Genomic DNA, 24,472 nt, shown 5'->3' with positions numbered 1-24,472 from the left:
AACCAAACGAAGACTAAGGATAAAACAATGATGATAAGCAATCTGCCTAACCGGACAAACGCGCATTCCACGTCCACAAAATCACCACCCCAATTGGGGTTGGTGTGCATCACAACGTCTGACAAAGTGCGTTACCGCGCCCTCACTCGCAAACGACTATTGCAACTAGAAACAGCGGAACAGCAGCAAGTTGTGCGGGAGCTGTATACCGACAATTTGCAACGCCTAAATAATGCGCTGGATTTCTGCGTAGAAAATAATCTCCGGCTTTATCGACTTCCCTCAGGGATATTTCCTTTTGCCGATACTGATTTGGGTGAGGCGATGCTAGAGGAATTTACGGAACAGGTGCGAGCAACAGGCGATCGCGCAACGGTTCTTGGCATCCGATTAGTCGTACACCCGGATCAGTTTGTTGTCCTCAGTTCAGATACACCCTCTGTCATTGAGAACAGTATCAAAATTCTGCAAATGCACGCCCGGAATATGGATTTATTGGGGCAACCCCGATCGCCTTGGGCGATGATGGAGATACATGGTGGTAAGGGCGATCGCGCTGAGCGACTGATCCAAGTCATCCGCGATTTACCCGATGAAATTCGCTCAAGATTAGCCCTAGAAAACGACGAATACGCCTATAGCGCCGCCGAAATTCTCGCTGTTTGCCAGGAAGCTGGCGTGCCAATGGTCTTTGACGCCCATCACCACGTTATTCACGAAAAGCTGGACAGCTACGAACATCCCAGCATCGCTCAGATGAAGGCAGCAGCGCGGACGACTTGGCCCGTCCCAGAATGGCAGCTAGTCCATATCTCCAACGGGCGGGAATCCTTTGGCGACCCGCATCATAGCGATTTTATCACCGTGATGCCCAGTGCCTACTGCAACGTTCCCTGGATTGAGATAGAAGCGAAACTGAAGGAAGAAGCGATCGCGAAACTGCGAGAAGAATGGTCGCCTGTCTTTGGCACCGCACCCCCACCCAAACCACCCGAAGAAAAGCCACTGGACAAGGTTACTCAACCGAAAACTAAGCAAAAAAAACGCACTTCTAAGAAAGCTGAACAACCCAAGGACAAAGTTTTGAGTTCAAATTTGGACGGTGAGTAACCTCAGTTCGGGTTAAGCTGATTGAACCAAAGCCCACTCTAAACGGAGTGATGGTTTCTTGGGTTGATGACAGTAAGCAATTAAACCACACAAGATATTGACCATAAAATTAACGGGGCTGCGATGTCGAGAATGCTCAATCTGAGAAATATTCTTGAGCTGGTCAATAATAGTTTCGATAATCGAACGTTTGCGCGCAAGAAGCTTATCAGTCAGGCGCATCAAATGATTTTTCATGTTCCGTCGAGGTTTGGCAAAAAACTCAATCCCCAATTGTGTAAACAACTGGGTAGCTAACTGTTGAGAGACATATCCTCTGTCAGCAAAAACTTTCCCGAATAGGGACTCAAGTAAATCGGGGACAGGCTTACGGTCATCAACATTACCAGGAGTGATTTGAAGATTGAGCAATTCGCCCTGTTCATTGACAACAAGATGTAACTTGAAACCAAAGAACCAGTCAACAGAGGTCTTTCCCCGTGCAGCTATATCTTTAAAGACACGATGTTGAGAGATCCGCCGATTATGGCAGACCTTGAGACTTGTGGAATCAATAAAGCTGATACCGCTACATTGGCCAAAGCAATGTTTGAGGCACACACATAGTGGCAGTAAGGTTGATGGTATCCATTCCACAAATCTCTGGTAGCTGGGCAGACCCGGAAACTCTGTTCGCCAGTACACGCAAACATGGTCAAGGTAGTAGTGCTTGAAGTTGCGATAATGATTTTGGTGAAAAGCAACTAGAATCGTCATCACCTCACTCAAGCATAAACTTCGTTCTCGCTTCCGAGTCTTGAGGCCATGCATCAGTAACCTTCGCTGCCACTGCGGTTCAAATTTTTGACAAAAGTCATCTATTTGGCAAAACAAAGCATCTAAACTGGACATAGGGCGGGATTGCTGAATATCTCTGTATATTTTTCAGCTTACTTGCCCCTCCCTTTCTTGACGCTTCTCCATCAATTTCTATCCACAATCACCAACTCCTCTCTCGGCTTGCAACTTCTCTCCTCAACCTACTTCAGGGTTTCTGAGTCTACAAATGCTTATCCCGAACTGAGGTTGAGTAATATTCGTTTGCAAACCTTGGCGTTGTCCTTGGCGTACCTTTGCGTTGAATATTGCAACTTAATTTGGTAGTCCTAAACAGGTAATGATGCGTTGTAGTAATGCACAAAATACCAAATTGCCCAGAAGTGTTGAGTTATCTTTCAACACTTCTGCCAGTTTTTAAGAAAATTTGTCCCGTCACTCATCTTTATAATTATCGCAACAGATATAGAAAAAAGATTATAGAACACGCCAAATAAGGATTTTAGCCAGGTTCAATCAAGTTGAACCATCAAGTTGAAATAGATGTCTTGCAAACTGTCATTTAGCTGACATAATTTTAGAATTTATAATTATAGGATTGACTCAAAACTTACAATCAAGTTTATTAATCTTAGAGTATCTTGTTGCTTGTTTTATGATATAGAAATCGCAGCGGTACCGATAATCAAGGGCATCTGATACCACTTGACACGCACTACCAGAGGCAAAGGCTGATATGGGATTTGAGAGAACGCATTCATTCCAAAAGCAGAAGTCTTACATACCACAGCCGACGATTCAGTTGAGAAGTCGCCCGTTTGCGGCTCCCATACAGATGAAGCCGAAGGAGCAACAGACACCAGAAGAGTTAGCGAATCAAGCTTTTAATCAGAACAAGTTTGAAGCTTTTGGACTTCAGCTCAAGGAAGAGCGTGGCACCATCACCCCTGTCGAGCAGGAACAGTTAGGTCTGTTGCAAGCGAAAATGAATGATTACTGGGAGCAGAACCAGGAAAGGGCATCGCGAAGCGGATTTGACTTTTCTAAGGTTGCGGTTACTTTGCCTGGGGAACAAGCTGCCCCACAAATCCAGGCTATGGGTCGGCTGGGGACACCTGGAGTGGAACTGGGGGGAAAGCGATCGCCCTTGAACTCTTCGCAACAGTTTTCAGCACTACCGATCCAGGCAAAGTTGACCATTGGGGAGCCAGGAGATAAGTATGAGCAGGAAGCGGATCGTGTTGCGGCTCAAGTAATCAATCGCTTAAATTCTCCAACAACCTTGCAACCTTCACTGGGAAAAACTGTACAGCAAAATAGGGGAGCTATTCAGCGCCAGTTACAACCACAGCACGAAGGAAAGTTAGTTACTCATGTGAATCATAGCCCTACACTCCAGCGTGCGAAAACAGTAGCAAATGATGTAGCTGGTGTAGCCCGGAATGAGCTTTTTGGGGACGAGACCGATCGTCGTAATACCTTGGGTGGGGGATTAATAAATCCTAACGCTATCGCTACGCAAGCGGTTTCGATTCAAAGCACCAATGGAAATACTCTTACAGGAAAACTCTACAGACCTGTTGGTGGTGGAGCAAACACAACAGTTCTGACTTTATCGGGAAGTGGGAGTTCAGCAGAGGACTATATGACAAAGATTGCTCGTGAGTATGTTCCTGCTGGGGCACAAGTTTTAGCTATAAACTATCGAGGGTTTGGAGACAGTTACAAGACCGTCAATGGACCCGGTGGCGGCGGGGGCGATCCAAGCGAAGCCGGACTCTATGAAGATGCCGAAGCTATGTATGACTATGTGAGAAATACATTGAATGTCCCATCAACTGACATCATTGTTCATGGCTATTCGTTAGGTAGTCCAGTAGCTGCTACTTTAGTGAAGCGAGTTATGAAGAGTCGGGGCGAAAACGTGAAAGCTTTGATTTTAGACCGGGCAATGCCAAGCACCTACAAAGCAGCAAAAGCGAAGGGTAGCAATGAAGTAGAGGCACGTATTGGTCAAGCTTTAGCAGGCGACATGGATACGAAAGCAAAACTTAAAAAGATATTGAGTTTGGCAGGAGGAGCCAATTTACCTGTACTTTTTACAAGCGGTGGAGCAGCAGACGTATTATCTGCTGAAGATCAGGCACTTGCAGCTTGGGCAGGGCAAAATAACAAGTTTGGCAACAATGCGACCTCTGTTGTAAATCCGAATGCTGATCACGAAGATCATCGGCTAATTATGAATATGCTAATTCCTGAATTACAAGTGCAAGGGTTAATCTAGAGGTCGATGTCAAACAAAATTTCATGTATTGAAATAAATTCTCAATAAAAAACGTGGTACAAAAGAAAGAATTTCTGCAATTTTCTAACGGAATCTAATGTGAAATTCTCTTTTTAGGTTCAATAACGCAATTGATAGTTATCTAAATCCCTATACGTCAGCAACTGTCCATTAAGCATTCTTATCCACCAGGACTCAAGAATCGCTGAAATTGTCCTGTTTATTGCATCTCATGAGTGATACTCACAACTAACCTCTAAAACATCAATCAACACTGCCATGCTCAACCTGTCCCCCAAATTTTCAGTGGCGATCGCTATTGTCACTCTTGGTTCTGCTGCGATCGCAACCAGTCAAGCCCAAGCGTCTATCGTTACCTATGACTTCACGGTTAATGTGACTCAAGGGTCATTAGCCGGACAATCATATAGTGGAACGCTTAGCTACGATGATTCAACCTTAAAAGGCACTGGAGTTGAAAAATTGGGCGTTGCTCAGGGCTTAAGAGTTTGCATGAATTATTTCGGACGCAATTATACAGAAGCGAGCGATCGCGACTATCCAAAATTTCCAACGCTTGTGTTTAAAAACGGCGATATCAACCATCTAGACTTTTGGATACAGCCGCAAAAGCGTGTTGTCTGGTGGAACTTACCTGGATGGGAAGTCAATTTATCAAAGAGACAAGCTGGTGCTGACGTTCCAAATTGCGCTAAGTCTAATCCCTAATTATTACGCCATTTGTCATGAGTCATTAATCCGTAGCAAGGGCTAATGACTCACGAATCAATTACCCAAATAGCTATTTGCTATCGCCTTGACCTGTTACTTTCTCAACCAGTTCTTTGGCTCCTTCAACTAAGCCATTCTCTGCCTGTGGCCCTTTGTTTGCTTTTACACTTTCGTTGTAAATCTCATCCTGCTTATCTGGATTCCGAGCTTGTTCTGCGGCTTCTTCGTAAGCTTCTTCTCGAAAACTAGCGTCTTCAGTAGGGTCTGAAGTACGGTTAATATTTGCACTTGAGCTTGTCGCTGCATAAGCAGGCTGATTTGCAAAAATGAATAAATTGGAGAGGCTAAGCAAACTCACCGTAACCAGAATCAAAATACTGTTGCGAAATGCTTGCCCTAATGCTGAAAAAATGCGCTGCATTATTTAATTCTCCTTGTTGTTGTATTTCGTAGAATCTGGCAATACGCGAGAATCGCTGACCATCAAGGTCATTTATAGAACCAGTGGTCAATTGATTAGACCAGAGAGATTCTACGGGTATGGCGATCGCGCACCCTTCTGCCGCAAGATATATTCAAGGAGTCAAAATAATTAAAGATTGTTACAAGTCATAGGTCATGGGTCAGTAACAAAGAATGCATGACCCATAACAATGGACTGGTGACTAATGACTTAATTAGCCTTAGACAAGGGATTTTTTATTCGGATACCGCAGACTCAAACAATTGCCCAAAGGCATCTAGGATCTGCTTAGGGATGGCTCGCGGACGCATTGCGGCAAGATCCACCCACACCCACAACGCCTCTGCTGTCACTAATAGCGGAGCTTCTTCCTGTTTGCGGATTTCATAGCGACGGATGGCACGGGTTCCTTGAATTAGGTGTAGCCAGGTGGTAATTTCTAAGCGATCGCCTGCAACAGCAGAACGCAAATAGTCTATCTCGATCCGCCGCATTACAAAGCCGCCGCCGAGTTCCTGGTAGACTTTCTGGTTAAAGCCGAGATGTTCATCGTGTTCGACTGCTGCATGTTCTAGGTAATGCTGATAGACTGCGTTGTTAACGTGCCCCAAGGAGTCCATCTCGTGGTATCGCACGCGCAGTCGGCTTATGAACTTTTGCATCCGTTAATCAGAATATTTTTTCCAACTTTCAGGCTAGCCCATCGTTTTACAGAATAAAAGCTCCTTTTGCATCCCTAAAGCTATGTGCCAAAACCGATACCGCTAGTCCCATCTTTTAAGCCACTTTGTTGATTCTTGTGTTCTTTCGTGTGTTCATTTTTCGGTTCATTGTCAGTATCACTTTCATCGCGCGGCTGCAACAATGCCAAGTGAAAGGCTTGTCGTGTTTGGGAATTTAAGTAACGCTCTTGTAGGGGTTGCCACTCTTCCCAAGCTTCATAAACAGTTTGATCTAGCTGTTCAGTTAGCGTCGGTAGTTGATGTTTGAGCTTGGAGTGCAAGACATCACTCAGCACATCTACTAAAACAACGCAGTCTTGAATTTTCCCCAGAGTTTCTTGAACTGACTTTACGTCTTGCAGATAACCTGCATAAGCAGGGCCATAGAAGTCAGAAAATAGTTCCATTTGGTAGCGCACGCGCTTGGCTTCTTTCCGCAAGCTGTGGAGAACTTCTCCCTCATCTGCTAAAAGTCGCGATACATCTGATTGTTTTAGTTCTTTACCTTCAATCTGTCCAGCTTTAAATTCAATTCCTAGCAACCAACCTGGATGGAGCAATAACTGACTTATCTCTGGCAACAGTAAATCTGGCAGAACCGGCTCTACCGGCATCTGAGCAATTTCTTGATAAGTCGGATGCTTCAACCACCCTTGCAACGATTGCTTGAGTTTGTTGTATTGCTGATGCTCCAGGGTATCCCGGACTTGTTCTAGCGCGTGCTGGCGCTGTTTATCCAGAGCATTCATCGCCTCTTTTAAAGATTTCTGTTCTTTAGAGGGTAAATTCGGATGGTAACGATTTTTTAGGGCGTCCTGAAGCACGTCTAAATCCCGCAAACCGCCAAGACGATGACCAATTTTACCAATCTTGTTTTCTTGAGCTGACTTGGGAAGATCCAGCGCGGGTGCAAAACCTTTTACCGCCGAACGTAGACGACGAATTCCCACGCGCATCTGGTGTAACGCTTCTGGATCTTTGTCTTTGATAACATCAGATTCGTGCTTAATCGTTTTTTGAAAGTGTTTTTCAATCGCTAGGTATGCCCAGTCTCCTAAAGTCTTGGCTTTTTCTTGGGTATGCTTTTTCATGACAATATTGGCTCTAAACGCGATGGATTGGATTAGTTAATAGCAGGACAGGGTCGAGTTGAACGGTTAAAGTACCACATTTCCACCCAGGTTTTGGTATTGGAGTCTATTGCATCCAGGGAGTATTTGTGATATGACCCGGATAGGAAACCCACAAGTCGTATCGGGTTACGGCTTCGCCAGTTTGTAGGTTTTTGAGGAACGGCTTGCCAGTCCAGATTTGGCAGCTACAGAGGTTTTTGACTTCCTGAATCTCAAAAAATTCAGCTTCGGCGGGTTGCAGTCGAAAAAACTCAATATGCCAATGAGCGGGTTCAACGGCAACATGAGTAGTAGAGGAAGTCTTTTCAGTTAGCTGGGAATTTCGGTTATCAAGCTGAATGGCGCTGGGGAGAAAATCGATATCCAGCACATAAGATTCAAACCCATGCTGTCGGGCAAATTCTATGATTTGCTGCCAATCATAGATGGGTTTTTGCTCTCCCTGCTGGGGAGTATCGTCTCCAAAGCAGTAACCGCCAAACAGCCAAACCAGTTTTGACAGGATCGATTCTACACGGAGGCGATCGCTTCTTAAAAGTTCTACATCTTCCGGTAGCAAGATGCGCCCTGGAACACACCACCAGTATTCCCAGAAACTATTCGCATCTAAAGAAACTATCCGCTTGACGACTCCCGGAATGCGATCGCGTTGTTGGATGTGACGAATTTTTTCCTTAGATGCGCTTTGTCCCGAAATCGGCAAATCTCGATTTGCTGCTAGGGGATGTTCGGGCGCGGTCGTCATTTCTTGAGGAAAGAAGGAGTCGAGGTTCAGCACGGATATTCTCTCACTACACCGAATGCAGTGTTTCATTCTAGATCCTAGAATAGGCTCTTGGATCTAGAGATTTGTATACCTTTGGTTGAATAAGTTTAAGCTTCATTGGCTCTCTTTCGAGATAGAGGGAAATCACGCTAACCTTAAAAATACAATGGTTAGTGTAGCGGTACGCTACTTGCAGACTGAAGACTAAAGAATGGACGCTAATAACTTCCATCAATTAGGAATGTAGCGTTTCAGACCACTCAACCTAGAGAATGTCTGGAAAGTTATAATCGAGATGCTTAAACGGCAAAGCGAATTTAGGCTTAACTTGAACAATAGAGAAACCCATTATTCGCAAAGTTTCAATGGGTAGCGCATAAGCTAAACTGACTTTACAAATACTTACGGCTACCTACTTATATGAATCGAGTAGAATTGTATAAGGATAAGATGAAGGGATAAGCGCGTGTTAGAAATTCTCCTCATTTTTGTTGTTAGTCTAATACCAGGGCTGCTTTCAGTGTGGCACGTTCGCAGGATAGAAGCACGAAACATGGCGGGTTTGCAAGCAGCGATGCGGAGGATAGAAGCTCGGCAACTGCAAAGAATGCAAATGCCTTCAGATCAACATTACATTGAAGGCGTGGGTTATTTAATTGGGGATATTACTTGTCAGTTTAATGCTCACTCTGCTTATATCCGTTGTGCAGTAAACCCGTTTGGTCCTTGCCACGAATGTTCTTCTTATAAATCCAGAGAATACAATTAAGTTAACTCTAGATAAATATCAATATGCCTAAAATAGGTGTAGTTGATTAAAGATTTATTTAAAAAATATTTACTGTTATCACTTTTGAAACTTCAGGGTGTTTTAATCTTCTTGTTTAGCAGCTTGACGAGATAAAAAATCTAGCCCTAAGAAAATAGCAGCAATTGTCCCAGAAACACAAATTTTACCCTGAGCGATTGTTTCTTTGACTTTGGAAATAGGAATTAATATAACTTCAATGTCTTCAGTGATATCTAGCCTTTGCTGACTGGCTAGACGCACATTTTCAGCTAGAAACAAATGAATATTATTTGTATCTTTGGGTGGATTATCATATAAAGTTGCCAGATGAATGAATTGCTCGGCAACATATCCCGTTTCTTCTTCTAATTCTCTGGCAGCGGCTACAACACTATCCTCTTCCGCTGGATGAAAAGCACCCGCAGGAAGTTCTAATAAAATTTCTCCGACGGCATGACGATATTGACGGACAAAAACAATTTCTTTTTGCTGAGTGATTGGTAAAATAACAGCAATATCAGGTCGAATATTTACAAAAAAATCATCGACGATTTGCCCGTTGGGTAATTCGACTTCATCTTGCCTAACTTTACACCATTGATTATTTATCACCATTTTAGAATTTAAAGTTTTCCACTTGCGAAGGTTTTTCATAAACTAAGCCTCTAAAGTAGATTCAAAAATCATAAAGCATACAACAATGCAGATTAGCGTAGAAACCTTCACGGTAAACAAGCGATTTCCTTTAACCATCAGTCGCGGGACGACAGCGCAAACCATGAATGTGTGGGTACGCGCGATCGCAGAGGGGATTGAAGGCTGGGGGGAAGCTTCGCCTTTTTCCATTGGAGTCGGACAACCGCGACAAACCACAGAGATTCTCTTGGAGGCATTGCAAGGCATCGCGCCGCTGTTGGAGGCATATAGCCCTTGGGAAAAGCAGAAAATTGAGGAAGTATTGCAAGCAGCGCAAATCCCTTCTGCGGCGTGGGCGGCAATTGATATGGCGTTGCACGATTGGCAGGGAAAGCGGCTAGGATTACCGTTGTGGCGTCTGTGGGGGTTGGATCGAGATCGGATTGTTCCCATCTCTGTGACGATTGGGATTAATTCCCCATCGGGTGCTTTACAGCGATTGCGCGATTGGCGGCAGGTGACAGGGGCAAATGTTTTGAAGGTGAAATTGGGTAGTTCCGAAGGAATTGAAGCGGATCAAGCGATGCTGATGGCAATTCGGGAGACAGCACCGGATGCTCAGCTAAGCGTCGATGCCAATGGGGGTTGGAATCTGGAAGACGCTGTGATGATGTGCAGTTGGCTGGCAAAGATGGGCGTTAAGTATGTGGAACAGCCGCTGGGACGAGAAGCAGAAGTCGGGATAATGGGGGAATCGTCGTTTAAGGAATTGTACACGCGATCGCCTCTACCCATTTTTGTAGATGAAAGTTGCTTTACTCCCAAGGATATCCCGCAACTGGCAGACCGCGTTCATGGCGTTAACATCAAACTAATGAAGTGTGGCGGCTTAACGGAAGCGATTCGCATGGTACATACAGCGAAAGCTTGTGGATTGCAGGTAATGTTCGGTTGCTATTCTGACAGCGCCATCTCGAATACGGCGGCGGCACAACTCTCCCCCCTAGCGGATTATCTAGATTTAGATAGTCATCTGAATCTCATCGACGATCCTTTTAGCGGCGCATCTATACAAGATGGGCGATTGCTACCCAACGATTTACCCGGATTGGGAGTTATCAGAAGGACGGAGAATATTAGCCAAGCAGCGCCTTAGTGCTGGATAAATTTCTGTTCCCTATTTTCTAAAAAGCTGTGCATTTGACATCTAAACATCGAGTGGCAATTCTGCTGCATGAAGGGATTCGCGGCATCCACGGCAAAACCGGACTGGCGCTATTGCGCTACAGTGAAGCGCTAGTGGTGGCAGTCATCGATCGCCAGTGTGCGGGAGAGTCGTTGCGAGAATTGACAGGTATCCCCCGCGAGGTTCCGATTGTCGCTTCTCTGGAAGAGGCGCTAGCTTATACACCCGATATCCTGGCGATTGGGATTGCACCGCCTGGGGGTGCCCTGCCAGCCGAATGGTGGCAGGAAGTAAAACAAGGGATAGCAGCGGGGTTGTCTATCGTCAATGGACTGCATACTCCAATGGCGTCCCATCCGGAGATCCAGACATTGTTGAAAGATGGGCAGTGGATTTGGGATGTGCGTCAGGAACCCGCAGGATTAAAGATAGGAAGCGGACAGGCGCGATCGCTCGCTTGCAAACGGGTTCTCGCTGTCGGCACAGATATGGCAATCGGCAAAATGTCAACCTGTTTGGAACTCAATAAAGCCGCATTGCAGCGCGGTTTGCGTTCCAAGTTTCTAGCTACAGGTCAAGCCGGTTTAATGATAGCGGGGGATGGTATACCCCTGGATGCCGTGCGGGTTGACTTTGCTGCGGGTGCTATCGAGCAAATGGTGATGCTGTTTGGCGAAGAGCATGAGATTCTGTTTGTTGAGGGGCAAGGTTCCCTGTTGCATCCCGGTTCAACTGCAACGCTGCCACTGATTCGCGGGACTCAGCCGACGCATCTGGTGCTGGTACATCGAGCGCAACAAGCAACCATCCGCAATCATCCCCACGTTCCGATTCCGCCGCTGCCAGAAGTCATACAGCTTTACGAGGCAGTGGCAGCGGCAGCAGGTGCATTTGCGCCAGTGCGAGTGGTTGCGATCGCTCTCAACACTGCCCATCTTGACGCCGACACTGCACAACGAGCGATCGCGCAAATACAGGCAGAAACAAAGCGTCCCTGCACCGATCCAGTCCGCTTTGGTGCTGACACACTATTAGATGCCGTAATGTCTAATCCTTAATCTTTGGCTTCTGACTCTTCGCTGGTTTGACGGCTGTCGGCTTCGTAATTAGCAGCCAACCCTCCGCCTGATTAATCGCTTTTACCGGCTTTAAATTCAGCTGCTTAAAGGTGGGTTGGTCAAGTAAAAAATAAGGTTGAGCGTCACCTTTCCAACGTTGCTGGAGTTCGGCATCCGTTGCGGGGATGACTTGGCGATCGCTATAAAAATTCAGAGAAGGACGACCATGATCGTAGGATGTGTAGATTGGCTTATTGATGGGAGTTTTGCGCTTAATCATCGCGGCAACGGGTTTAACCGGATAGGCTTCTGCAAGTTCCCAATTCCAGTGCGGCGATGTCATGAGTAGCAGTAGCGTTACATACGTACCCCAAAATAGCAGTGGAATAAATTGCAGGTCTTTTTGATAAATCAAAACTGCCGTTATCAATAAAGTCAAAGCAGCCGATGCAAACACCAGTTGCAAATTCCAGTTCGGTTGGGGGCCAAACGCAGCAAAATAAAAACTACCGCTTAGCGCCGCTAAACCCATGACTGTCAAAAGCGGTACCCAAGAGCGGGGATAGGATTTCTTACTCGGCGCATTCCAAATTTCAGCAAGCTGGGCACCTCCCAATAAAGCCACTGCTGGGTAAATCGGCAGTACATACCAGGGAAGCTTTGTTCCCATCACCGAAATGGCTACTAGATAAACACTCATCCACACCAGTACCAGTTTTGCCCAGCTCATATTGCGATTTTCCCAAGCAAGGCGCAATCCTTGAGGCAACAAGAATAACCAGGGCCAACCGTACTTTAAGATTTCCAACAGATAGTACCAGGGGGGACCCGCGTGATTCTCGACAGGTGCCCAAATCCGCTGCAAGGATTGACTGAAGATGCCGGTGTTTATGAAAGTCTGCCCGTAGTGGAGAAATTGGGCACCATACCAAGCGGCAACTGGCACACTGCCCAAGAGCAAACCAATCCAGAAATAGAGGGAAGTTAACAGTCTGGGAGTATCCCAAGCTAAAAATACCAGGGCAATATTTAAAAGTAATAATCCCATCATGCCTTTAGTCAGGCAAATCAACCCAAACCCGATACCGGCACCGAGAGCGTAGCGCAAGTTTCGACGCGATCGCAACACGCACCACATCATAAACAGGAAGAAGCACAGCACTGCCCCATCCAGCATCGCCAGACGCCCATGACGCACAACGGGTAGTAGCGTTAAGTAAATCAAAGCCGAGAAAAGAGCTGGAAGGCGTCGCCGGAATAGTTCCCGTCCAATGCCATACAAAAGCGGCACACAAGCGGCACTCAGCAGCGCCCCAGGTAGGCGCGTTGTCCACTCATTTACACCGCCGATTGCGTAGGCACCGGCAATCAACAGATGCATTAAAGGCGGTTTATTGAAATACTCCGTACCTCCCAACGTCGGATACAGCCATCTCAAAGAATCAAACTTTGCCTGCCAAATCTCACGAGCAACCTGGGCAACCGTTCCCTCATCCCAATCCCGTAAAGGCAGTACGCCCAGATTGATTCCAAATAGCAGGATAGCCGCTAGGAATAACCCTAAGACCCACAGCCTTTCCACCCATCTGTCAGCTCCTCTAATCTTCTTTTTTGAACGACCCCACGCAAAAGTTTGACGATCCATATTTAACAAAGCCCGTGGTATTTAGCGGCAATCCAACTTCATTCCCTGCGATTTATCTAACTCAATCATCTGACTAAAATCACAAGGTAAGTTTCCATGTCCTTATGAAGTTTGCATAACTCTATAGAATAAAGCCGGATTTTCTATCTTAAAGTGACCGAGGAAAACTCTCGCCATGCCTGCTCTAACTCTGTAGGACAATCTCAGAGTTGGAAACACTCGCAGCGTTTAGACTCAGTTTTACAGCGGTTAGACACTCGTTGCGTTCCGAATTATAAAATTTATACCAGTAGTGAGAGTCATACGGAAAGTTTTTTTAGTCATCTATCGGCACATTTAGCATCGCCACCATGCAAGTGTAACGCCGACTTACTCTGTTCGCGTAAGTGTTGCTAGCGTACGTGTTGCGGCTTTGTGAAGAGCGAGCGCACTCTTTAACGATTCGGCAAGGCGAGATAACTGGCTGCTGTGAGAAGCGGGGTATCTGAAGTGCTGGCTCACAGCTCAAATAGAATTGCGATCGCAACACTTTATCGTTAATCGCTAAAAGATGAAAACTAGCTGGATCTCCCAAGATGAATCCTGGCGGTTAATTTCAATCTGGCGAATAAATTCTCGAAAGTAGAATCGTCGCTCTGATTCTGACAAATCTAGCCAAAATTGTGAGATAGATACAGCCTGCGCGATCGCTTGTAAATCTACTGGCGGCAGACTCGCCATCCGCGATTGCAATTGAGAGATTTCTGTGCGTAGCTTGTAGGCGCGTAACTGGGCAGTTTCTGAATCTAGAATGCCATTCTCTGTAAGCGTCGGCAACTGAGCTAAGATATCTTGCTTCGCGGCAATTTCATGGGTAATCGTGCCCTTAATTCCATCCATATTGGGAACATTCACCGTCGCTACTGCGCGGGGTAAATCCTGGCAGATTCTCTCAATCGTTTGCTCCAATACTTCCTGATAAGAAATAGCCTTACATTTGGGCTGTTTAACGCACATTGTTGGACGCAGATAAAGATATTCTCCCTGTTTGCGGGAGGCGGTAACGCGGGTAATCGTCATTGGCGACTGGCACTCCCTACAAACCACTAATCCCGCTAGAGAACGGTTTGCACTAGCGGTACGAGGAGGCAAACGGCGGTTACGGCGCAGCAAGCGGTCAATTTGCGCGGCTTCTTCCCTAGATACGATGGCAGCATGGGTATCAGAAAGAACCTGACCATTCTTATATGCAGTGTCACCCCGATAGACTGGGTTCGTTAGCCAGCGTTGTCCCGTAGAAGCGGAAATTTTCTTGCCGTATTTCTTTTCTAGATATCGCACCGCACCGCGTAAAGAACCATACAGCAGAAATTGTTCAAAAAAATCTTTGACGACCGGCGCGGCGCTGCGGTCTAGGATATAGCGGTCTTTACCTCGTCGGTAGCCGTAAGGAGCTTTTCCAGGCGCTGGCGAGGCTTTGAGCCGCCGCTGAGCGTGTCCTTGACGGATGCGATCGCTGCGCTGCCGATTCTGAATTTCTTGCAGGAGTTGCAGGGGTGTTTGATGATACGCGACTGACTCAGTAGTAATAATTTGAATGCCGAGGGATTCGATATCGAGGATGCGATCGCATACTTCTTCCACCGAGTTTCCCAATTCTGCCAGTCGTCGGATTAATAAATAATTAGCGGGTTCTTCTTTACAATCTTCTAACAGCTGTCCTAGTTGTTGACGTTCCCCTAAATCTTGATAAACGCTATCTATTTCCCAACCCCACATCAAGGGATCGGGTGCAACTTCAAGCAACGGGTCAGTATAGGAATATGCAATGATTTTCATTGCACAATTATGTACCAAGCTGCCAGGAGCAGCCTGAAGAGTTTAATTTTAGCTTGTGTAGGTAGGCTTCGTTTCTGTAGCCCCACGCTTCTATCGTGCAGACAGGTCTTCGCAATTCGCAGGATGCTCCCAAAGTGCCCTGATTAGGATTCATGATTGACAGCTCATTCACCTAACTCAATGATGTTGCCATCAGGATCTTGAGTAAACAGCGCAGCGCGACCAGAAGCGCTCATTTGTAGGGGGTAGTTGTGAGCCATAAGCTTCTCCTTAGCAGCGTCTAAGTTGGCGACCAAGAAGGCTAAATGCCGATTCCGACCTAATTTATCAGAATTGACTAAATCTGATGGTATAGAGTCGGCAACAATCAGATGAATTTGAAACTCGCCGACTTGATACCATGCGCCGGGAAATTTCAGCACTCTATCCACCTTCGATAATCCCAACACGTTCCCGTAAAATTGCTCGGCTCGTTCCAAGTCAGAAACGAGAATGGCTGCATGGAGACATTGAGTAATCTGCATTGCTAGTTATACTTTTGCCTGTAATCATACCATTTTTACCTGGAGGTAAACGAATTCCTTAGAACCAAAAAATAAGTAAGAGAAATCAAGCGATCGCTCGATTTCTCTTACTTAAAGAACTGTTTACTTAAAAACCATGACCGGAATCATCCTCTTCGCCTAAAGGGTATATAAACCTTCGGCTGTCATGCCAAATCGAACAACAGAAATTCCGTGCTATTTTTGGCTTCTATGGCTATCTGGTTTTCATCACTGATTGCAGCGCCATCTCCAGCAGCCAGTGGCTTACCATTCAAACTGATATCGCCTTTGATAACTTGCAGCCAAGCATGGCGGTTAGGGTTGATTTGATAATTAACCTGCTGTCCTGCATCGAGCAAACTTGCGTAGAGATTGGCATCTTGGTGGATAGTAACCGAACCATCCCGACCATCTTGAGAAGCAATTAAACGGAGATTCCCGTGCTTTTCTTCAGCCGAATATATTTTCTGCTCATATCTAGGTTTTAATCCCTTTTGATTTGGCGTAATCCAAATTTGTAGAAAATGCACTAAGTCAGTTTTAGAATGGTTATATTCGCTGTGCGTAACTCCTGTACCAGCGCTCATAAATTGCACTTCACCCGGAAGAATAATGGAGCTGGTTCCCATGCTATCTTTATGCTCCAAAGCACCTTCTAGTACGTAGGAAATAATTTCCATATCTCGATGAGAATGTGTCCCGAAGCCTTGGTTCGCTTGCACTCTATCTTCGTTAATTACGCGCAGAGTTTTAAATCCCATGTGCTGGGGATCGTAATAGTTGGCGAAAGAGAATGAGTGATAGGAATTGAGCCAGCCATGATCGGCATGTCCGCGTTCTTCTGCTTTCCGAATTGCAATCATTTTCATCTCCTATTTAACTTAAATGCCAGCGGCTAGAGCCTAGAGTTATCCTGGTTGTAGAGAGGCGATTTATTGCGTCTCCCTTCGCAGACTAAAAAAATGGGATCTGTTGCCAGTTGGTGCAAGTAAAATTTATTTAGACAGACTACGCTTTTGTCATGAAGAATACTAAACCTTACTGTGAGAACCATCACAAAACAATGGATTTATGGTGTACTTACACTGGCATACTGCTACCTGTTTTTTGTCTTTCATTACAAACTTTACAGGGGGGGGATTCCGTGTTTTGATGGGAACCATCGCCATAAGGTTGATTGTGAGATTGACCGCAACTGCACCAAAATTTAAGTACCCGATTCAAGCGCAAGCAGGATAGGTTTTGTATCAACAATAACGGGTTCACTCATTTTGCTTGTCCTTGGCTTTCTTTGGTGCCTTATTTTTGTATATTTATAGTTTAAAAAATGTAACCATAAAGTGTAAAGTATGCACTTTAAAGTAAGATAGTAACCAAAAAGATACTATGGAAGCTAAAAGCGAGAATTTTGAAAGGAAGACTTGTCCAGCAGAAACTACCTTAAAAGCAATTAGCGGACGCTGGAAGCTTTTGATTGTGGCAGAACTATGGTCAGGCGTTAAACGGTTTGGGGAACTGCAAAGAGGGCTGGAGGGAATCACTCAAAAGATGCTCACGCAGCAACTTAGAGAAATGGAAGAAGACGGAATTATCCATCGTCAGGTTTATCCGCAGATTCCCCCAAAAGTGGAATATTCTTTGACCCCTTTAGGAGAAAGTTTGAAACCGATTATTCAGGCAATGCACGAATTAGGCACGCAATTATAGAAATTATTGGCAGAAATTATTGGCAGAAATTATTGGCGAGTATAGCGATGCTTCACCCCAATTGGAAAATATTCTGGATCGCCGGTGGGAGTTAAGGTAACTTGCGGCATTTGGTAGGTTGGGGGGACATAGTTTGCAAACTCGCTGTTGAGGCGTTGTAGCTGGGACAGAATTGAAGATGCGATCGCTTCCTGCTTGTTTTCACTGGCTTCCACTTGGGGCGCTAACTCCACAACCACCGACAGGAAGCGGTTTTTATCTGCATCTTCCTGAACCTGCATGACAAACTTACCCGTCACCCACTCTCGAATCCTGGGTTGTTCTAACCCCACCGTCACATTTTCCGGGTAAATATTTGCGCCGAAATAGGAAACCGTGAAATTAGACCGTCCAAACACATAAACAAACGGTAATGGAGGAATTCCTCTTTGGGTAGCCCGCGCCGCCGGATTGAGTTCGGGTAGCCCTAAACCGGAGGTTTCGGGATGAGGAATGGCACTTTCACCTTGCAACGCCGCGACTGGATCGAAGTCCCATTCTGCTAAAAACTGGAGCATTTCATCGTAAGGGATTAAGCCTCCCGTATCGGAGATATGATAGCGGATCAGCGGAATCCCGTTATCGCCGGAAAACAGCAATGTGCCCTCGTGAACCTCGAAAAAGCGACTCAGTGGGTCATACTGTACCAGCGTTGGCAAGCGAGATTCCCCAAATAATGCCTTAGCAGCATCTGGATGTTCTGCCAGAAATCGACGGATGCGGATACTCAGCGGGGTTTCGTTGCCCAAGACGCCTGCATCGGCTGTCCCATAAAGCGAAGCAGAGTCATAACAAGGATTTTGAGAACCGACTCTTTCTCCGACAAGATTGCGCCATTCTTCGCTAAAGACTTCTCCCGCAAACACCATTTTGATGTGATATTGCTGCCACTCCACACCCCGCGCTATGCCACTATCAATGACATCCTTCAAAAATGGCGGATATCCCAGCAGCGCGACTTGCTCAAATGCAGAACCCAGTTCTTGCACGACTCGAAATATCTCTTCTTTATTATTGCCAGGAGTAATCACCGTAATCGGGTATCCTTTACTGGCGAGATAGCGACAGCAGTTTGCTGTGTATATTCCCCCAACCCAAGTCCCTAAGGTAAAGCAGATGACAGCCAAGGTGCGGCGGGTATCAGCCTGAAAACTATCATGAAATATCTGTTCAAAGCGAATCGCGATTTGCAGTTCATCCGTGAGGAAACGAGGCCAAAATGTCGGCTTTCCCGTTGAACCGGAGGAAACAGCAATCGTATCGCACGCTTCTAATTGTCCATTGCGGCACAAGTCTGCAAGGGAGTAACGCAACAGGTAATTTTCTTTGGTAATGAAGGGAAGTTTTTGGAAATCTTCAAAAGTTTGTATCGAATCCGGATCGATACCTTGTTCCTTCACAAAAGCTTGGTAGGCGGGGACACTCGCAGCAACCTCGTGGAATAATTGCATCGTAGCGGTTTCTGGGGAGGTGCTGCGATACTGTTGCAGCCGCCACTGGAGAGGAGTACCCAGGAACGATTGAAAAGCGGTGAGTACCCGTTGACGTTGTTCTTCTAGCATTGTCCTCCCTCTCAGTTTTGTATTTAAGATCAGGCTAACGTAGGGAAGGCGATCGCTTTCAATCGCTTTCATCGATCGCATTACTTGGTAGAATCTCGGTCAATTTGTTATACCGTTACTGGATCTTCCACAGAATTGCCCCAGGTTAATCATGCCCCTCTATTGCACCAAAGGACACGAGAATCCCATCGATGGTCGCTTTTGCCAGCATTGTGGCGAACCGCTACCTGCTGTGGTGAGTAATACTGTTTTACCGGGGATGACGCTGGGCGATCGCTATCGAATTGTGCGCGAATTGGGGCACGGTGGCTTTGGACGCACTTATTTGTCTGAAGACCTCAACCGCTTCAACGAACCCTGTGTTTTAAAGGAATTTGCCCCCAAGGTTCAAGGCACTTACGCTTTGCAAAAAGCTTCCGAACTGTTTGAGCGGGAAGCGGGTGTCCTTTACAAGCTGAAACACCCGCAAATTCCCAACTTTCGAGAGTTATTTCGGGTAAACCAGCGAGGGAACGGACGCCTCTTTCTAGTCCAAGACTATGTGGAAGGTCAAACTTATCGCGCGCTTCTCGAAAGTCGGAAACATCAAGGAGCGCGGTTTAGCGAGGCAGAGGTACGGCAGATTCTGCTGCAAATTTTACCAGTTCTGGAATATATCCATTCGATGGGGGTCATTCACCGCGATATTGCCCCAGATAACATGATTTCGCGAGCTTCTGACCAACTGCCCGTTTTGATTGACTTCGGTGGCGTCAAGGAAGTCGCAGCCACCGTAGAATCGGAGTTTAACGAGACACCAGGGATGGAAACAGCGACCATCCATACTCGGTTAGGTAAGCCCGGATACGCCCCCGATGAACAGATGCAACGGGGAATTGTGTTTCCCCATAGCGATTTATATGCTTTGGCGGCAACAATGTTGGTGTTGCTCACGGGTAAACAGCCGCAAGAGCTAATCGACGATGGAACGCTTTTGTGGAACTGGCGGCGGGACGTGAACCTTAGCCCCGGTCTGGGGGCGGTGTTGGATAAAATGCTTTCACGACGACCGGGCGATCGCTATCAATCTGCCAGCGCCGTGCTACAGAGCCTTTCATCTGCCCACTCGCCTGCCCCAGCACCCGATCTTTCTCCCACTCAGCCGCCCACCAAACCCCCGATGGCACCGACAATGGTGGTGGCTCGTGCCCAAATTCCCCCGCCCCCTCAGGCAATCGCCAACCCCCCACAGGCAATCCCCAACGCTACCCAGCCCATCCCAACCCCCAATCCATTACCGCCGCCAACCCCCAAACCGCAATCTCCCTTTCTCGGTTTAGTGGGAAAAACTTTGGTCGTGTCGCTGCTGATTACGGGCGCGACTGGAATCGGCTGGTGGGCTGGCAATCTTTGGATACAATCACTATCGAAGTCTGGGGAAGAAACCTCCGATGCCACACCCTCACCCAGTTCTTCGCCGCCCGTCGATCAGGAAAATCCTTCCTCGCAGTTTTCGCCTGCGGAACAGGCACGCAAGCAACAGCTGCGCGATCGCCGTCAAAGTCTCGGCGTTAACTACAATTTCTATGTCAACTGGGTGAATGAAGTTTTCTGGACTCAGAACCCCAATCAACGAGGAAGCACACTGGGGAATGGGCCAGAAAATGAGCAATTACGAGAGCAATGGGACAAGACCGCGACTGAATTGCTCGATAAGCTAGAGCAAGCGAAATTACCGGGCGCAGCCAGACAGCGTTTAGGAAGCTATGGTGCAGCGGATCGCGATCGCTGGAAAGGGCAAGTCAACCAGCGAAACCTGAGCAGTCGCGCCCTCTACGATCTCGCAGATGTGGCATTTTTCCAAGTATTTCCAGAACAGCGGGGCAGAGATTTTCTCAATCAGCCAGTCGGTCAAATCTGGCACGCGATCGCTGGGGAGAAAGTCAAAGCAGTGCAATCTCAAGAGGCGCTGGAAACAATTCGCTTTGCTCCAGGGGCAGTGGGCAAACGAGTCAGCGGCACCCTCCAACCAGGAGAAGGAAAAGCCTACATCGGCAACTTTGCCCAAAATCAATTATTAGCAGTTAACTTTACGGGGAGTTCAAAACTGCGGCTTTCCCTTTACCCCCCAACCAGTACATTTCCCCCAATCCTCGAAGACTCCACCGAAAAAACTTGGTCGGGAACCCTGCCTCAATCAGGCTACTACGAATTCATCGTTGTTTCCGAAGCTTCCCAGCCCGTTGATTATCAACTTGATATCGGCGTGGAAAACCCTCCGGCTCCCTCACCTGAACCGGCTGAAACGACCACTGCTTCTCCTGAACCGGCACAAACAACCACTCCATCCCCCTAAATGAAACCCCTTACTTCTTTGGGGGAGAGTAAGGGGTGGGGTTCAGATGAAAAGCTCGGATAACGTCTACAGCCGTACCTGCGGCAAATTGCTGCGGGGATTGAAGGTGCGGCTCTCCCGGATTTTCTCGTAATATTCTCGTTCCGTAGCACTGAGTTCTTTCGGCGTCACAATCAAAATCTTTACCAGCTGATCGGAACGTCCGCCTTTGGGGTTGGGCCAACCTTTACCGCGCAACCGCAGAGATTGTCCCGAACGGACACCAGGGGGAACGTTGACAGTGACAGAACCATCCGGCGTCGGCACTTCCACGGGTGCCCCCAACACGGCCTCATCTGGCGTTACCGGCACTTCGCAGACGAGATTATCACCATCGAATTGGAAGAACGAGTGGGGCAGCAGCTCCACGGTTAAGTACAAGTCACCCCGCTGCTGAGTATAGGGGCTGACTGAACCTTTGCCTTTGACGCGAATTCGACTGCCTTGTTTTGTACCCGGAGGAATCCGAACGTCAATGGCTTCATTGCCTAAATCTAAACGCTTCTGGACGCCATGAAAAGCCTCGGATAGGCTGAGTTTGATGACCGCTTCTCGATCGGCGGCTGCGGCGGCTTGCGGATCGAAGCCAGAATACCCGCCAAAGTCTGTATACCCAGTGGGGCCTGTAGAAGTGCGATAAGTCGTGCGGCGTCCAGCACGGCTGCCAGAACGGGCACTGGCACCCCCTAAACCGCCCAGGAGATCGTTGACAAATTCATCAAAACTGCCGTACTGACTAAAGTCAAAGCCGCCAAAATCAACGTTCACTCCGCCTGGATAGGGCGACGATCCTTCCCCGACTTGTTTCCAATACTGTCCGAACTGATCGTACTTTTTACGTTTTTCTGGGTCGGATAGCACTTCGTAGGCTTCGCTGACTTCCTTGAAGCGAGCTTCAGCTTCTTTGTTGCCAGGGTTCATGTCGGGGTGGTACTTTCGTGCCAGTCGCCGGTAGACTTTTTTGATTTCATCGGCACTAGCGGTTTTAGTAACTCCCAGGATGGCGTAATAGTCTTTAAAATCGGTCGCAGCCATCAACCTCCCTCCTCTCGTCTAAATATTTAGTTTAAGTTTTATTTTTTACCTTCTCAGAGATAGGGTATCAAATCAGTCAATGGATATAAGTTCGGCTTTTCCGCACTGAGGCGATCGCGATTTCCGTACTTGTCGCTGAGTAACGGATTAAACGATCGAGTCCATCAGCTAGGGTGGGCGGAGCGTCTACCAGTTGGCGATGCATCTGTAAAATAACTTCTTCCGGGACTTGGCGCAGTCTTAATCGATTTCTTTCTAGACATTCCTGCACTGGCGTATCCAGCCACAAGCCGGTAATGTGGGTAAAACCGCGATCGCGAGAAGTAGCGATCGCTTCCCGACGATGTTTACGAGCCGCATTCGTCGCGTCGAAAATCGCTTGTCTTTTCTCCTCAACTGCTTGGCTTAATTGGCGCTTTACTTCGCTCCACACCAACAGCCACGACCCTTGAATCGCTTCATCCCCAAACAGTTGTTCCCGGATTGCGTCTGTGGCAATCAGCCGATGCTGAGGCCATTCTGCTACGAGCTTTTGTGCCAGAGAAGATTTGCCGCTACCGGGCAACCCAATTAGGAGAATTAATCGAGTCATGTTTCGGTGTTGGGAGCGGGTAATTAGAGTTTTGAGTTTTGAGTTAAAGAGAGTTCTTTAATTCAAAACCCAAATTCAAACGCGAGAATCGCGTCTCTACTTCAACTTTTTCCCAATTAGCAACTCCCCGGACTAATTTCCATCCTAAATGACGGTTCCATCCGGAATCACGGCATTTTTCAGTACCACAACAATCCCGCTACGGATGTAGAAACCTTCGCTTTCGCGGTTGGCTTCTTCCACCCTGTCTTTGTTAATGATTTGCACATTGCAACCAATGTGGGCGTTTTTGTCAATGATAGCGCGGCGAATCCGGGTGTCCGAACCAATTCCCAAGGGAACTTTACCGTCTTCACAGTGAGCTTGTCGTTCGGCGAAGGGTTGGTATAAGTCGGCACCCATGACGAGGGAGTCTTCAATTAAGGAACCCGATTCAATGCGCGATCGCACTCCCAAAACTGAATGCTCAATCCGGCATTCTTTCAGGATGCAGCCTTCCCCAATTATCGACTCGGTGATTTGGCAATCTAACAGCTTACTGGGCGGTAAGTAACGAGCGCGAGTGTAAATCGGAGCATCTTCATCGTAGAAACTAAAAGGCGGCTGCGGTTGTCTGGTAAGAGCCAAGTTCGCCTCGTAGAACGACTCCATCGTTCCAATATCTTCCCAGTAGTCATTAAATAAATAAGCTTGGACGTTATAATCCTGCGCCGAAGCGGGGATAATCTCCTTACCAAAATCGGTTCGCTCTTGGTTAGTTTGCAGCAGATGCATCAGCACGTCTTTTTTGAAGACATAAATCCCCATTGAGGCGATGTAGGGATTTTTCTTCGCTTGTTCCGCACTCAATCCCAGCGTTGTTGTATCGACCTGCATCTCCTTGAGAGCATCGCCTTTAGGCTTTTCGCTGAAATCTATCACCCGTCCGGTATCATCGATTTTCATTAAGCCGAAATCGGACGCCCGTCGCTCATCCATTGGCACAACGGAGAGGGTGATATCGGCATTTGTGTCGCGGTGGCGTTGCACGAACTGGCGATAGTCCATGCGGTAAAGATGATCTCCTGACAAAATCAGGTACTCATCAACATCCCACTCATCCAACAGCCAGAGATACTGACGGACAGCATCGGCAGTGCCTTGGAACCAGTTGGGGTTTTCTGGCGTTTGCTGGGCGGCTAGCACCTCCACAAACCCTTCTGTGAACCCTGCGAAACTGTAGGCGCGGGCAATATGGCGGTTGAGGGAAGCTGAGTTGAATTGGGTCAGGACGTAGATTTTGTAAATTTCTGAGTTAATGCAATTACTGACCGGAATATCGATTAGGCGATACTTTCCTGCCAGAGGCACGGCTGGCTTCGCTCGCAACTTGGTCAGCGGGTAAAGGCGGGTGCCAGCGCCACCTCCGAGAATAATGCTTAGAACTTTTTTCACTTCAAACCTCTCGATTGCCAGTCAA

At 47.1% G+C, this 24,472-nt stretch carries 22 protein-coding genes; 8 read left to right on the top strand and 14 right to left on the bottom strand.

Annotated features, from left to right (window positions below; all coding sequences use genetic code 11):
- Window positions 1-27: 27 nt before the first annotated feature.
- Complete coding sequence (gene uvsE, locus NDA03_RS13015) at window positions 28-1,110, top strand: UV DNA damage repair endonuclease UvsE (protein ID WP_348238220.1); 1,083 nt, start codon at window positions 28-30, stop codon at window positions 1,108-1,110.
- A 12-nt stretch (window positions 1,111-1,122) separates the two neighbouring features.
- Here uvsE and NDA03_RS13010 read toward each other — a convergent pair whose 3' ends face one another.
- Window positions 1,123-2,001 carry an IS982 family transposase gene (locus tag NDA03_RS13010; protein ID WP_348238219.1) on the bottom strand — a complete coding sequence of 293 codons (879 nt, stop codon included), beginning with the start codon at window positions 1,999-2,001 and terminating at the stop codon, window positions 1,123-1,125.
- 661 nt (window positions 2,002-2,662) lie between these two features.
- Here NDA03_RS13010 and NDA03_RS13005 point away from each other — a divergent pair.
- On the top strand, window positions 2,663-4,210 hold the full coding sequence (locus NDA03_RS13005; protein ID WP_348238218.1) for an alpha/beta hydrolase: 1,548 nt from the start codon (window positions 2,663-2,665) through the stop codon (window positions 4,208-4,210).
- A gap of 279 nt (window positions 4,211-4,489) precedes the next feature.
- Window positions 4,490-4,939 carry a hypothetical protein gene (locus tag NDA03_RS13000; protein WP_348238217.1) on the top strand — a complete coding sequence of 150 codons (450 nt, stop codon included), beginning with the start codon at window positions 4,490-4,492 and terminating at the stop codon, window positions 4,937-4,939.
- Window positions 4,940-5,012: 73 nt separating this feature from the next.
- Here the strand turns inward: NDA03_RS13000 and NDA03_RS12995 are convergent, their stop codons facing one another.
- From NDA03_RS12995 to NDA03_RS12980, 4 genes are all read right to left on the bottom strand, one after another.
- Entirely contained in the window at window positions 5,013-5,363 is a 351-nt protein-coding gene (locus NDA03_RS12995; protein ID WP_190410708.1) for a hypothetical protein, read from the bottom strand.
- 278 nt (window positions 5,364-5,641) lie between these two features.
- On the bottom strand, window positions 5,642-6,067 hold the full coding sequence (locus tag NDA03_RS12990) for a thioesterase family protein (RefSeq protein WP_190410709.1): 426 nt from the start codon (window positions 6,065-6,067) through the stop codon (window positions 5,642-5,644).
- A gap of 80 nt (window positions 6,068-6,147) precedes the next feature.
- Window positions 6,148-7,218: a CHAD domain-containing protein gene (locus NDA03_RS12985; protein WP_348238216.1), complete on the bottom strand. Its 1,071-nt coding sequence runs from the start codon at window positions 7,216-7,218 to the stop codon at window positions 6,148-6,150.
- A gap of 106 nt (window positions 7,219-7,324) precedes the next feature.
- A complete protein-coding gene (locus tag NDA03_RS12980; protein WP_190410711.1) occupies window positions 7,325-8,038 on the bottom strand; it encodes a hypothetical protein in 714 nt (237 codons plus the stop codon).
- Between the two features lie 454 nt (window positions 8,039-8,492).
- Here NDA03_RS12980 and NDA03_RS12975 point away from each other — a divergent pair, with 454 nt between their 5' ends.
- A complete protein-coding gene (locus tag NDA03_RS12975) occupies window positions 8,493-8,795 on the top strand; it encodes a DUF6464 family protein (protein ID WP_348238215.1) in 303 nt (100 codons plus the stop codon).
- A gap of 102 nt (window positions 8,796-8,897) precedes the next feature.
- Here the strand turns inward: NDA03_RS12975 and NDA03_RS12970 are convergent, their stop codons facing one another.
- On the bottom strand, window positions 8,898-9,470 hold the full coding sequence (locus tag NDA03_RS12970; RefSeq protein ID WP_348238214.1) for an NUDIX hydrolase: 573 nt from the start codon (window positions 9,468-9,470) through the stop codon (window positions 8,898-8,900).
- A gap of 46 nt (window positions 9,471-9,516) precedes the next feature.
- On the opposite strand from NDA03_RS12970, the gene NDA03_RS12965 reads away from it, so the two are divergent.
- Both NDA03_RS12965 and NDA03_RS12960 read left to right on the top strand, forming a co-directional pair.
- Window positions 9,517-10,608, top strand: coding sequence for a dipeptide epimerase (locus tag NDA03_RS12965; RefSeq protein WP_348238213.1), 1,092 nt, complete (start codon window positions 9,517-9,519; stop codon window positions 10,606-10,608).
- Window positions 10,609-10,646: 38 nt separating this feature from the next.
- Complete coding sequence (locus NDA03_RS12960) at window positions 10,647-11,696, top strand: DUF1611 domain-containing protein (protein WP_348238212.1); 1,050 nt, start codon at window positions 10,647-10,649, stop codon at window positions 11,694-11,696.
- Here the strand turns inward: NDA03_RS12960 and NDA03_RS12955 are convergent.
- From NDA03_RS12955 to NDA03_RS12940, 4 genes are all read right to left on the bottom strand, one after another.
- Window positions 11,686-13,341 (bottom strand): glycosyltransferase family 39 protein, encoded by a 1,656-nt coding sequence (locus tag NDA03_RS12955; RefSeq protein WP_348238211.1) that lies wholly within the window; start codon window positions 13,339-13,341, stop codon window positions 11,686-11,688. The genes NDA03_RS12960 and NDA03_RS12955 overlap by 11 nt on opposite strands.
- Window positions 13,342-13,884: 543 nt before the next feature.
- The gene (locus NDA03_RS12950) at window positions 13,885-15,159 is read right to left on the bottom strand and encodes a recombinase family protein (protein WP_348238210.1); all 1,275 of its coding nucleotides are present in this window, start codon (window positions 15,157-15,159) and stop codon (window positions 13,885-13,887) included.
- 164 nt (window positions 15,160-15,323) lie between these two features.
- Entirely contained in the window at window positions 15,324-15,683 is a 360-nt protein-coding gene (locus NDA03_RS12945; protein WP_348238209.1) for a VOC family protein, read from the bottom strand.
- 185 nt (window positions 15,684-15,868) lie between these two features.
- Complete coding sequence (locus NDA03_RS12940) at window positions 15,869-16,567, bottom strand: pirin family protein (protein WP_348238208.1); 699 nt, start codon at window positions 16,565-16,567, stop codon at window positions 15,869-15,871.
- 523 nt (window positions 16,568-17,090) lie between these two features.
- Between NDA03_RS12940 and NDA03_RS12935 the strand changes: the two genes are divergently transcribed.
- Complete coding sequence (locus NDA03_RS12935; protein WP_190410721.1) at window positions 17,091-17,411, top strand: helix-turn-helix domain-containing protein; 321 nt, start codon at window positions 17,091-17,093, stop codon at window positions 17,409-17,411.
- A gap of 29 nt (window positions 17,412-17,440) precedes the next feature.
- Here the strand turns inward: NDA03_RS12935 and NDA03_RS12930 are convergent, their stop codons facing one another.
- The gene (locus NDA03_RS12930) at window positions 17,441-19,012 is read right to left on the bottom strand and encodes a phenylacetate--CoA ligase family protein (protein WP_348238233.1); all 1,572 of its coding nucleotides are present in this window, start codon (window positions 19,010-19,012) and stop codon (window positions 17,441-17,443) included.
- A 151-nt stretch (window positions 19,013-19,163) separates the two neighbouring features.
- On the opposite strand from NDA03_RS12930, the gene NDA03_RS12925 reads away from it, so the two are divergent.
- Window positions 19,164-21,347: a protein kinase gene (locus tag NDA03_RS12925; RefSeq protein WP_348238207.1), complete on the top strand. Its 2,184-nt coding sequence runs from the start codon at window positions 19,164-19,166 to the stop codon at window positions 21,345-21,347.
- Between the two features lie 66 nt (window positions 21,348-21,413).
- On the opposite strand, the gene NDA03_RS12920 is transcribed toward NDA03_RS12925, so the two are convergent.
- The 3 genes from NDA03_RS12920 to NDA03_RS12910 all read right to left on the bottom strand — a co-directional run bounded on the left by NDA03_RS12920 (window position 21,414) and on the right by NDA03_RS12910 (window position 24,447).
- Window positions 21,414-22,421, bottom strand: a complete 1,008-nt coding sequence (locus NDA03_RS12920; RefSeq protein ID WP_190410723.1) for a DnaJ C-terminal domain-containing protein — start codon at window positions 22,419-22,421, stop codon at window positions 21,414-21,416.
- Window positions 22,422-22,497: 76 nt separating this feature from the next.
- Complete coding sequence (locus NDA03_RS12915; RefSeq protein WP_190679072.1) at window positions 22,498-23,013, bottom strand: AAA family ATPase; 516 nt, start codon at window positions 23,011-23,013, stop codon at window positions 22,498-22,500.
- A gap of 144 nt (window positions 23,014-23,157) precedes the next feature.
- Window positions 23,158-24,447 (bottom strand): glucose-1-phosphate adenylyltransferase, encoded by a 1,290-nt coding sequence (locus NDA03_RS12910; protein WP_190410725.1) that lies wholly within the window; start codon window positions 24,445-24,447, stop codon window positions 23,158-23,160.
- Window positions 24,448-24,472 lie beyond the last annotated feature (25 nt).

The organism is Trichocoleus sp. Lan (genome assembly GCF_039961855.1).
Taxonomy (GTDB): Bacteria; Cyanobacteriota; Cyanobacteriia; order Cyanobacteriales; family FACHB-T130; genus FACHB-T130.
The sequence above is the reverse complement of the archived record's forward strand: the minus strand, read 5'-3'. Positions and strand labels throughout refer to the sequence as shown.

Excerpts from the sequence above, each read along its gene's own strand:
- NDA03_RS12920 (WP_190410723.1), bottom strand. The coding sequence starts at position 22,421 with ATGGCTGCGACCGATTTTAAAGACTATTACGCCATCCTGGGAGTTACT.
- uvsE (WP_348238220.1), top strand. The coding sequence starts at position 28 with ATGATGATAAGCAATCTGCCTAACCGGACAAACGCGCATTCCACGTCC.
- NDA03_RS12940 (WP_348238208.1), bottom strand. The coding sequence starts at position 16,567 with ATGATTGCAATTCGGAAAGCAGAAGAACGCGGACATGCCGATCATGGC.
- NDA03_RS12935 (WP_190410721.1), top strand. The coding sequence starts at position 17,091 with ATGGAAGCTAAAAGCGAGAATTTTGAAAGGAAGACTTGTCCAGCAGAA.
- NDA03_RS12990 (WP_190410709.1), bottom strand. The coding sequence starts at position 6,067 with ATGCAAAAGTTCATAAGCCGACTGCGCGTGCGATACCACGAGATGGAC.
- NDA03_RS12925 (WP_348238207.1), top strand. The coding sequence starts at position 19,164 with ATGCCCCTCTATTGCACCAAAGGACACGAGAATCCCATCGATGGTCGC.
- NDA03_RS12965 (WP_348238213.1), top strand. The coding sequence starts at position 9,517 with ATGCAGATTAGCGTAGAAACCTTCACGGTAAACAAGCGATTTCCTTTA.
- NDA03_RS12995 (WP_190410708.1), bottom strand. The coding sequence starts at position 5,363 with ATGCAGCGCATTTTTTCAGCATTAGGGCAAGCATTTCGCAACAGTATT.
- NDA03_RS12930 (WP_348238233.1), bottom strand. The coding sequence starts at position 19,012 with ATGCTAGAAGAACAACGTCAACGGGTACTCACCGCTTTTCAATCGTTC.
- NDA03_RS13010 (WP_348238219.1), bottom strand. The coding sequence starts at position 2,001 with ATGTCCAGTTTAGATGCTTTGTTTTGCCAAATAGATGACTTTTGTCAA.
- NDA03_RS12970 (WP_348238214.1), bottom strand. The coding sequence starts at position 9,470 with ATGAAAAACCTTCGCAAGTGGAAAACTTTAAATTCTAAAATGGTGATA.
- NDA03_RS13005 (WP_348238218.1), top strand. The coding sequence starts at position 2,663 with ATGGGATTTGAGAGAACGCATTCATTCCAAAAGCAGAAGTCTTACATA.
- NDA03_RS12915 (WP_190679072.1), bottom strand. The coding sequence starts at position 23,013 with ATGACTCGATTAATTCTCCTAATTGGGTTGCCCGGTAGCGGCAAATCT.
- NDA03_RS12985 (WP_348238216.1), bottom strand. The coding sequence starts at position 7,218 with ATGAAAAAGCATACCCAAGAAAAAGCCAAGACTTTAGGAGACTGGGCA.
- NDA03_RS12955 (WP_348238211.1), bottom strand. The coding sequence starts at position 13,341 with ATGGATCGTCAAACTTTTGCGTGGGGTCGTTCAAAAAAGAAGATTAGA.
- NDA03_RS12945 (WP_348238209.1), bottom strand. The coding sequence starts at position 15,683 with ATGCAGATTACTCAATGTCTCCATGCAGCCATTCTCGTTTCTGACTTG.
- NDA03_RS12950 (WP_348238210.1), bottom strand. The coding sequence starts at position 15,159 with ATGAAAATCATTGCATATTCCTATACTGACCCGTTGCTTGAAGTTGCA.
- NDA03_RS13000 (WP_348238217.1), top strand. The coding sequence starts at position 4,490 with ATGCTCAACCTGTCCCCCAAATTTTCAGTGGCGATCGCTATTGTCACT.